This window comes from Streptomyces sp. NPDC014006 (assembly GCF_043088925.1).
Taxonomy (GTDB): domain Bacteria; phylum Actinomycetota; class Actinomycetes; order Streptomycetales; family Streptomycetaceae; genus Streptomyces.
This window is the reverse complement of record NZ_JBICAJ010000016.1, coordinates 124,145-133,594: the sequence shown is the minus strand read 5'-3', so window position 1 is coordinate 133,594 and position 9,450 is coordinate 124,145. Positions and strand designations below refer to the sequence as shown.

9 protein-coding genes and 1 pseudogene are annotated in these 9,450 nt (G+C 69.1%); 2 read left to right on the top strand and 8 right to left on the bottom strand.

Translation table 11 applies throughout. The features are described 5' to 3' along the window. The 3 genes from ACF1GV_RS37525 to ACF1GV_RS37515 all read right to left on the bottom strand — a co-directional run. A partial coding sequence (locus ACF1GV_RS37525; protein ID WP_391690490.1) for a transposase occupies positions 1-132 on the bottom strand: 132 nt, incomplete at its 3' end. A 41-nt stretch (positions 133-173) separates the two neighbouring features. Then, on the bottom strand, positions 174-794 hold the full coding sequence (locus tag ACF1GV_RS37520; protein ID WP_391690473.1) for a DUF6082 family protein: 621 nt from the start codon (positions 792-794) through the stop codon (positions 174-176). A gap of 1,096 nt (positions 795-1,890) precedes the next feature. Further along, the gene (locus ACF1GV_RS37515) at positions 1,891-3,711 is read right to left on the bottom strand and encodes a hypothetical protein (RefSeq protein WP_391690471.1); all 1,821 of its coding nucleotides are present in this window, start codon (positions 3,709-3,711) and stop codon (positions 1,891-1,893) included. Between the two features lie 497 nt (positions 3,712-4,208). Here ACF1GV_RS37515 and ACF1GV_RS37510 point away from each other — a divergent pair, with 497 nt between their 5' ends. Together ACF1GV_RS37510 and ACF1GV_RS37505 are read left to right on the top strand one after the other, a co-directional pair. Then, entirely contained in the window at positions 4,209-4,397 is a 189-nt protein-coding gene (locus ACF1GV_RS37510) for a hypothetical protein (protein ID WP_391690468.1), read from the top strand. A 67-nt stretch (positions 4,398-4,464) separates the two neighbouring features. Next, a protein-coding gene (locus tag ACF1GV_RS37505; protein WP_391690487.1) for an IS5 family transposase occupies positions 4,465-5,294 on the top strand; the annotation gives its coding sequence in 2 pieces (ribosomal slippage) (positions 4,465-4,789 and positions 4,789-5,294; 831 coding nt in all). Positions 5,295-5,309: 15 nt separating this feature from the next. On the opposite strand, the gene ACF1GV_RS37500 is transcribed toward ACF1GV_RS37505, so the two are convergent. From ACF1GV_RS37500 to ACF1GV_RS37480, 5 genes and pseudogenes are all read right to left on the bottom strand, one after another. Continuing rightward, a complete protein-coding gene (locus ACF1GV_RS37500; RefSeq protein WP_391690465.1) occupies positions 5,310-5,492 on the bottom strand; it encodes a hypothetical protein in 183 nt (60 codons plus the stop codon). A gap of 492 nt (positions 5,493-5,984) precedes the next feature. Next, positions 5,985-7,199, bottom strand: coding sequence for an SMI1/KNR4 family protein (locus tag ACF1GV_RS37495; RefSeq protein ID WP_391690462.1), 1,215 nt, complete (start codon positions 7,197-7,199; stop codon positions 5,985-5,987). 238 nt (positions 7,200-7,437) lie between these two features. Further along, on the bottom strand, positions 7,438-7,971 hold the full coding sequence (locus ACF1GV_RS37490; RefSeq protein ID WP_391690485.1) for a nuclease-related domain-containing protein: 534 nt from the start codon (positions 7,969-7,971) through the stop codon (positions 7,438-7,440). A gap of 710 nt (positions 7,972-8,681) precedes the next feature. Next, a pseudogene (locus ACF1GV_RS37485) lies at positions 8,682-8,888 on the bottom strand (integrase core domain-containing protein); the annotation flags it as partial. Positions 8,889-8,965: 77 nt separating this feature from the next. Continuing rightward, positions 8,966-9,397, bottom strand: a complete 432-nt coding sequence (locus tag ACF1GV_RS37480) for a hypothetical protein (protein WP_391690459.1) — start codon at positions 9,395-9,397, stop codon at positions 8,966-8,968. Positions 9,398-9,450 lie beyond the last annotated feature (53 nt).

The following is a 9,450-nucleotide window of genomic DNA, read 5'->3' as shown; positions in this document are numbered from 1 at the left end:
GGTACGAATCTTGTAGACCATCCCGTTGATGACCTGCCGGTCCTCCACCCGCGGCCGGCCCGTGACGGCCCGCGGTATCAGCGGAGCGAGCAACTTCCACTCCTGATCGGTGAGTTCATGACGACGTATCACCCCACCATGATCCACCACCCACTGATCTTTGAAGACGGACCCTAGTAGAGCCTGTCCGGCTGATCTTGAAACTCCAGGAGGGCCGGCGCCGGTCCCGCCGCTACAGCAGCCTGGCAGCGCTCTTCCACCAGGCGAACGAACACACGGTCAAGGCGATCGCCCGCCTCCATGGTGCGCCGCCACCCCGGCCCTTCGCGGTTCCACTGTTCGCGCGCGATCTCACTGCGGAAGTGCCCGTCGAGTTTAACCGCGAGCTTCTCGCCGGACAGATGGCCGATTCGGAAGCGCTGCAATAGCTCTCCGAGAGCGAGAGACGCCATCACATGCTGCCGGTGCCGCTTCAAGGCCACTGGCGTCTCGGGCGGCGACCACGCCAGAAGCAGGTCCGGATCGCTCAGCGCAAGCGTCGCGAGCTCGAGATGGCTGTCTCTGATGGCCTGCTCATTGCTCGTGCGCGTCTGCCGGACTTGATAGAGGAGCGAGAGAGCCACACCAGCCAGAGCGATCGCAGAGAGCACGACGGACACGGCCCCATACGTCTGACTGATGTCACTGAGTTTTCCCCAGTCGGTGTTGGCTGGAGCCAACGCCGCCAGTACGAACGGTGTTGAAACGATCAGGCCCAGCAGTCCGACCCCTGGCAGGGCGTACGCCAAGGCCATCCGTAACCTCCGCGTGCGCTGCACCCTGCCGATGTCAGTTCTCACATGTCCCCCCTGGAACACTGACTGCCGCTTCGCTGATCAGAATGAAGCTGGCGTTGGCGTCCGGCAAGAGGTCCTCGCCCCGGCCAGTCGCCTGCTGGTGGCTCCGCGAGTCCGGTACTGGCCGCAGGATGGCCACACTGTTTTCCTGCGGCAGCGCACCCGCGCCCTATCCCTTGGCTGGTCAACACGCAATCGACCGGACAGGCTCTAGATAGGGCACCCCCGCCACCGTCCCGGCCTTCGTCGCCGCGCGCTCCGCACGGGCCCGGCGCAGAGCCGCAGCGTGGGAGACGTCGGCCTGGCGGCGGCGCTCGGTGCGGTCCGGCTCGACCGTGGCCGGCGCGTCGTCCGGGACGGCGTCGGGCTCGGGCCCTGCGGAGCGGGGACAACGGCAGCCGGGCGCTGCGCGGGCAGTACGACCGGGGCCACCGCGGGCGCGGCGAGTAGCGGACCTCGTCGTCAGTCAGGGTCCATCCCTTGGTTCATCCCCACGGGCGCGGGGATGGTCCCAAGCAGCCGGAGCCGTCGTCGAGATCGATGATCTGCTCCCCGCGCACGCGGGGATGGTCCCAGGGCGGGGACGATGCCGCAGGCCATGACGATCTGCTCCCCGCGCACGCGGGGATGGTCCCCCTGCCTCGCCGATGTGCCGGTGAGCTGTCGGCCGCAACCGTCGAACGTCCAGAGTGCTCACCTGTGAGGCTGGGACGAGCTCAGGGCTGGTGACACATCACTCGATCCCGCGGGAGGGCGACGCCCAAGTCCTCCCGCATGAGTCGACGCATCTCACGACAGCGGACAAGGGGCGGCGTAAGTCGATCGAGCAGTCGTCCGCGCGCGCTGCACATGTCGGCAAACCCCGACGAGCTGTAGCGGCTCCGGCGCCTGGACCTCACCATCCGAAGGGGCTGTGCCACCCACCACGGGTAACGCAGCCCCTTCGCCGCGTCCGGCAGGCACCCGGCGGCCACGGCAACTGCATTGCGCCCTGCTGCGCCTCTCAGACGCATGCGCTCCTCGCTTGAGGGCCAGATATTGAGAATGGGCCTGGTTAGGCGCTGTCAGGCCAGGGAAACCCGAGCTCCTCGGCCCGCTCACGGCTGCCGCCGCATACACGCGCGTAGGACTTCGGGTCCTCTTCCGCCAGTCGGCGCAACGCGTTGGCAGCCTGGGTCTCGGGCGGGGTGCCGTCGTCAGGGATGACCCAGCGGAACTGGAGGGGACTATCGGCTCGTTCCGGTCTGCCAGATGCCAGTCCCGGCACGTACCAGAAGGTCACCTCGGCGGTGTCGGGGTCGTCGAAGCCGCTGCTGATCCAGCCTCGGCTTGCATCCCACTGGCTCAGCAAGTCCGGTTCCTCGATGAGCCCCGCCTTGATCAGGCGGGCGATGGTGCGAGCCCGCCAGGACCAGGAGCAGTCACTCTCCGCCCTCGCGATCTCCACGTCGTAGGCGCGGGCGTCGAACCGGTAGATGGACAGCTCGGATGCGGGCTCGCGGGAGCCCGGCATGGTTTGCCGCCAGTTCTCCCACACGACCTGGCCCGCGTCTCGCCGGATGGTGACGTAGAGGGCGCCGCAGCACCCCTCAGTGCAGTACGCCTCCGCGAGTTGCACCTCGCGAGGCTCCTCCGTGGCCCGCAGCCGGCCGTCGTCCAGCAGGTACTCGGGGCTGTGGGCGGGACCGCGGCCGAACACTGCCGGGACCACCGGACGGCCATCGATGAGCACCCGTGTCTCGACCGGATCTCGGTCCGCAGGATCGCCGGTCACCACCTCGATGCGGAACTTGTCGGGCGTGGCTGGGCGCTTGAACGGCTTTCGCCCGGTACGGCGGATCCAGTCGACTCGCTGCCGCTGGTCCGTCTCGTTTGCAGTGGCGCCTGCGTCCGCCCAGCCGGGCTCGGCCAGCAGCTGCCCGAGCGATTCCAGCAGTGCCTCGCGCCGCCCAGGCAGCCAGTCCAGCAGCACCCCGGTGCCGCTGCTCAGACCCAGGGCGAGCGACAGCAGCATGGCCGCGTTGTCGAGGGTGGTCGGCAGCAGACCTGCTCGGCCGACGACGCTGTCGTACACGCTGAGCGCGTCTTGGTAAGCGAGGAGGTCGGCCGGATCGTCGCGTGAGCACCCCATCCGGACGAGCAGCCTTCCCGCCCGGGCGAGCAGGTCGGTGTCGGAGGGGTGACGGTCGAGTAGGTCGGGCAGTTGGGAGGCCTCCGCGATCCGGCGGGCGACCGCGCTGCTGAGGATGCGAGGTGAGACAGGAAGCGCGACCAGTTCCGGGCGCAGGGCCTGCCGGTTGCCTGCCCATAGGGCGTGGACGAGTGGCCGAAGTTCGTCGCGGCGGGCGTAGACCGTGAGCCATACGACGGCAGCGGATGGGCGGTCGAGGGTGTCGAGCGCGTTGACTGCTGGGCCTGTGAGATCTCGGAACAGGCCGAGAACGGAGAGATGGGGGACGTCCTCGGGCTCGCCAAGGCGACCCAGCAGGGCGATGCCTGTGGTGACGGTAGCCGCGGTCGTACCGGTCCGAATCAGCTGTCGTCCCAAGGCGCGGGCCGCATCCTCCTGCTCAGCTGGCAGTGGCAGCCCAACGACAGTGGACTTGATCAGGTGCCTGTGGCGGTCCTGAATGCCGAGTCGTTCGAAGCGGCGATGTAGGACGGCGGGGTCGTCCGGGAGTGGGCTGAGCGCTTCCCGGATGGCATTGCTCGCCTTTTCTCGAGAGAGCGGATCCTCGCCAGTTACGGGCTTCTCAGGCAGGGAGTAGCCGCGCCGGGGCGGGCCTGCCTCGGGGGACTCGCGCAGCAGATGCAGGGCGCGGTCGTACAGAGCGGTCGGGGGAGTGAGCCCGTTGCGCTCTTCCTGGGCGCTCACCAGGTGAAGTGGGACTCGATTCCGTAGGTCATGTGCGCAGCTTGCCAGCCGGTCAGCACCATGTCGAAGGAATAAGTGAGTATCGGCGAGAAGGTGCTGGCAGTCAGGCACAGGCGCGCAATCGGGCACGATCGATACCTGCCATGACGCTCAGTAGCCACAGAGCCGGTTTTCTAGGCGAATACGCGACACATGAACATGCGGGCCTACCAGTCAACTTGCCCAGGCCAGGAGCACACGGCCCCGGTGCCGGCCGGCGCGCACCCACTGCACCACGGGATCGCTGTCCGCGCCGGGCGGTGCCGGGGGAGCGGGGGTTTGGGGGGCGGCGAAGCCCCCCAGCAGCCACCGGCCCCGGCCAGGGCATCCCGAGGAGACCCGCAGATGTACCAGGAAGCGGGCGAGATCGAGCTGTGCCCTGCGTGGGGCGAGATCACCCGGGAGGCGCGGGAGCTGCTTGAGCCGGGCCGTGCGGTCGTGCGCAGGTCCTCGACCTGATGGCCGCCCTGAACGCCTCAGTGGAGAAGGCGCGCGAAGCCCGCGATAACCATGGCAGCGAGGCCGAGGTGCACGAGCTGCCGGAGCCGAAGAAGAAGGCCCCCGCGAAGAAGACGGCTGCCAAGAAGACCACAGCGAAGAAGGCGGCGGCGAAGAAGACGAGCAGCCACAAGCCGCGCAGCGCCTAGAGCGTGTCTCTTTGGTCGGTAAGTCAGTTGATCGGATGTGTCCGTCCGATTAGTGATCACTGATGCGATGTGGGACCGGATCGAGCCGCTGATGCCGGCCGATCCGGTCCGTGGACGACGGTGGGCCGACCATCGCCGAACGCTGGAGGCCATCGCGTGGAAGTACCGCACCAACTCGCCCTGGCGTGACCTGCCCGAGGAGCTCGGACCGTTCCAGACCGCTCACAAACGGCTGATCAGGTGGGCTGTCGACGGCACCTGGGAGATGATCCTCGCCGCTGTTCTGGCGGCGGCGGACGCCGACGACGAGATCGACTGGACGGTGTCGGTGGACTCCACGGTCGTCCGGGCTCACCAGCACGCCGCCGGGGCACGCAAAAAGGGGCGGCTTGTTCTGGTGAGCCCGCCGATCATGCGCTCGGACGCTCCCGTGGTGGGCTGAGCACCAAGGTGCACCTGGCCGCGGACGGCGGGGCACGGCCTCTGACGTTCACCGTCACTGCAGGTCAGGCTGGTGACGCACCCGCCTTCGAAAGCGTGATGTCCGGCATTCGCGTGCCCCGCAGCGGCCCCGGAAGGCCACGGACCCGGCCTCTGGCCGTGCTGGCCGACCGGGCCTACTCGTCCCGCGCCATCCGCAGCCACCTACGGCGCCGAGGAATCCGAGCTGTCATCCCGCAGCCGTCCGACCAGATCGGCCACCGCTTGCGGCGGGGCCGCCAAGGCGGCCGCCCACCTGGCTTCGACGTCGAGGCATACAAACAGCGGAACACCGTCGAGCGATGCATCAACCGGCTCAAGCAGTGGCGCGGCCTGGCCACACGAACCGACAAGCTCGCCATCGCCTACCAGGCCGCACTCCATCTCGCCGGCATCCTCATCTGGACCCGACGCTGACCAAAGAGACAGAACCTAGCCGGGGCCCTGCTCGGCGGCGCGGCAGGCCGGGCACACGACCAGAGCGTGCGGTCCGTAGCGCACTGTCAGTCCCTGGCAGCGCGCGCAGTAGCCGACTTGGTTCGGCCTGCACCCGAGGATCAGCGCCGCGGTCGCCCGGTCCGTCGTGGGGTCGATCCGTCTGGGCGCATCGTTCATGCTCACGACGGTAGGGCCCCGGCGTCCTCACCGCCCGAGCGCACCGGCTGAGCCGGGGCAGGAGGGCTCACCCGCCTGGATGGCGGACGGGGCAGCCCGCCGCCCTGGTGCGGACCGCGCGAGGGGGCCAGTGCGCTGCGGTGCGCGACCCGCAGACCGTCCTGCGGCCACTGATACGCGCGTGTGCCTTTCGAGCCGGCCCCCTCCGGGTCCACGAGCACCTGGTAGACGACGCGCCCGTCCGGCCAGTCCTCCCTGGCCCGTACCTCCGCCCACCGCCAGCGACCCGCCGACATGACCCACAGCGCTGGCGGATCAGACGAAGGCCACGTCCACACCACCGGCTGCCGTCCATCCTTCGGACGCCATGGCCGAGCCGTCACCGCCTCCGAAGCCTTATCGTCCATAGGTTCGATTTTAGGCTGGGTGAGGGGCGGCGGGACGACGCCGTGTCCTTGTCCCAAGGTCCCAGCCCGTGGTGACGAGGGGCCTTCACCACGGCGCGCCCGGCCCGAACGGTTCGAAGAACATGACGTCCAGTGGATGCAGGTCCCGGCCGGTCAGACCGGGGAAGCCGGATTGGGCGGGGCCGCCGCGCAACCACGTGAGCAGGGTTGCCGTGAAGTCGCCTGCCAGGGGCGGTCCTTGGTCGCAGTGGCGTGGGTTGACGGCTACGCGCCATGTCTCGGGCGGGCCGTCCGCGCACCAGCCGATCTGGTCCCCGTCGATCGTCGACGCGAACGGCAGGAAGCCGCCGGGCTCGGGCCACGCGGGCATCGGGTAGTACTGGGGATGGGCGGCGCGCAGTTGGCGGTATCCGTCAAGCATGCCCTCGACGGTGGCCGCGAGCCCCTGCTCCCGTGGCCGGTCCAGGGACAGTGGGGCGCTCATGTCCAGCCACCAGCTCCAGTTGCCCGCCCCGTACCGCTCCGCGAGTGCCACGAAGTCCGGCGGCAGCCGGGTGCCGAGCCGCTCGAAGACCTGCTCCCATTTGCCCTGGCCCAGGTACGGCTCCAGGGGCGGTGGAACCAGCGCCATGACGGCGTCGAGGCCCGAGCCCTCGGTGAGCGCCGCGTGCTGCCGCGCGTCCACGGCGGTGCCCGCAGGCGGTGGCGACCAGGGTGCGGCCCCGGCCAGCGGCGGCCAGACCCGTATCTGTGAGGACAGCGGGCCAAGCAGCCCGCCGGGCTCGCCCGGGTGCGGCACGCCGGTGCGGAGCAGCGTGAACAGCAGCTCCAGTAACGGGACTTCGTAGTCCACCCAGGGCTCGCTCACCCCGACTGCCACATTCGTGGTCATGAGCGTGACCGGCCACTCGTCGGGGTCGTCCGACGCGCCCGTGTTCCAGAAGAGGTGGTCGCCGCTCCTCGTCGTGGCGAAGGCGAGCAGGCCGCCCTCCTCGGGCAGGAAGGGGCGCCGACGCGCGGTGAACATGCCGGGCCGGATCGCCGAGTGCCGGTGCGTCTCGACGATCCATGCTGCGTACTCGAAGCGGCCGTCGGTGCTGACGCACGGGGGGTGCAGCCGGATCGCCGCACCCGGGCCGCCTATCTCGGCCGCACCGTACGCCGACACGAGCGCCTTGTAGTCACCGGGCAGCGGGGTGCCGAGCCAGCCCTCGACCGCCGCCCAGTCGACGGCGGGCGCCGGGCCGGGCGGCGGTCCGACGAGACCTGTGAACGCGGTTATCCGCGCAGAGTGATCCATGGAGCCGAGGATGACATCCCCCACCGACATTGAGACTGGGACCTGGCACCGCTCGGGCGTCTGACCCGCCCACTGACTGACGCTTCGGCTGTCCTCGGGTTGAATCGCTCGGCTCCCTGGCGGTGCCACAGCGCGCGTGACCGGCCGGGCTACCATGACCTCATTGCCTCGCCCAACCCCCTTGCCCCGCAGGTCACAGCGTTAACGCAACGGTGTTGAGTACGACTTCGACGCCTGATCAACCGGCCCAGGTCCGCGCTTCCCGCGCCACGCCGTAAATGCGAGCCACCTGGTCGGACGAGAGCACCGGCGACAGCCCCGACAGGACCCGGCCGAGGTCCTCGACCGCCAGGACGAGCACCGGCGGGTTGGCCCCCTTGACCGTCAGTTTCGCCGCGTGCACCACGGAGATCACCGGGCGGACGGGGACGTCGACTCCACAGCGCCTGGTCAAGGCCCGCGAGACGCGCAGGGCCTCGGACTGGCTGACCGCGATGTGGCGGGTCGGGGAGCCGTTCACCGTGACGGCGGTGTCGCCGTACCAGACGGTCTTCCCTCGATGCCGCTTGGAGTTGATGGAGAAGACGCCGGCGGGGCCGATGGCAAGGTGGTCGATGTCCGCGCCGCTCGGCCACTGGATGGCGTGGAGGGTGAACCATCCACGGCTTCGGAGCTTGTTCAACTGCCGTCCAGTGAGACGTTCGCCGGCGAGCCCGTCCGCCCAACTACGGAGATCCGAACCGGGGCGCCGGCAGTCGATCAGTCTCAGCACGGGGTTCGGTCGCAACTCCCGGATCTTGCGGCGTACCGCGTCGCCCGGCCTGTTCTGTGCCAAGTCATCCGGTAACGGCTGCACCCTGCCCCCTCGCGCGGACGTTCAGTGCCAGACCACCACGGAGGCGTGAGCAGCGCCAAGGCCCGTATCGGCCATGAGCTGTTACAGGTTTCTCTACCTCATCAAGCCCCGGCTGCGCTCCGCTCCGCCGGGCGCGCTTCCCGGCTCCGCTGCGCGCTGCGCTCCTGCCTTCGGCCCGCTCCGCGCGCGCTGCGCCGACGCGCGCCCACATGTGGATTGGGCCGGTGGCCATGAGTCGATCACCGCATAGCGCGGCCTGCGGTCAAGGCAATGCCTCCGGCGAGGGATCGGCCAGCACCGGGATGGAGGGGGCGCCGTTCCCGGCTGCGGGCCCGTAGTGGCGTGCGCGGGGAGCTCCCATCCCGTTCACCGTCGACCCAGGCAGAGCCGAGCAGACGCGGCCCCTGGCGTCCAGGTCGTTCGTACAGTGGCGCGCTCCACCTGGACGCCAGGAACCACGCCCGCTCCACAGTGTGTTGGTCGACGGCGGACGGGATGGGAGCTGGGTGGGTGGTGGGAAGGGAATAAGCCTGGCCGCGATCACCCGGTCCCGAGCCGGTGCCTTCCCCCGCGAAAGTGGACACGCGTTCGGGTGATCATGCGGCCACGGTGAGCTTATCGGACTCCTACTGGTGCTGGTTTTCGTAGGCCATGGGGCTGAGGTGTCCGTTGGCGGAATGCCTGCGGCGGGTGTTGTATCGGGTGAGCCAGCGGAAGACGGTGCGTCGGCAGAGCTCCGCTCCCGGGTAGTGGTGGGCGCCGTGCAGGGTCTCCCGCTTGAGGGTGGCGTGGAAGCTCTCGCAGGCGGCGTTGTCGGCGGAGGTGCCGACTGCACAACGACAAAACCGGCGCTCCAGTCCACCGCTCACTGACCGCCTATGACCACTGACGAACCCTTGGACTCAGTCTTCTAGTGGTCGTTGAGGTAAGTGTGCCCGGACGCGTGGTCGGGGACTTCATTCAGCCACACGACGACCTCGATTTCAGCACCCTCGGGGAGGTCGTATGCACCCCCCTGCGAAGCGCTGGCACTGGCACACGATCCGACCCCGCCCCCCGCCTTGAGTTGGTAGCGGTGGATCCATTCGTTGGTTGTGCTGTTGAAGTAGGAGACGTCGACGAGGGGGCTTACCCCGTCAGCTGCCGTGTCACAGACCTGGACGATATCGCCGTGCTCCTCGACGTAGACCGTGCCACCCTGCTTGGCGTCTGTGGTGGTCCACGTGTGGTCCCAACCGCCCGCAGGCGGGTCGACCGTCGCGGACGCCGACGTCGCGCTGGCGAGTGACCCGCCGGCGACGATAACGGTGGTCACGGCCAGGGCTGCGAGCTTGTGGCGCATCTTGATCCCCTTCTCGACATGTCCGCGAACCGACTCTCGTCAGCCTCCGCGAA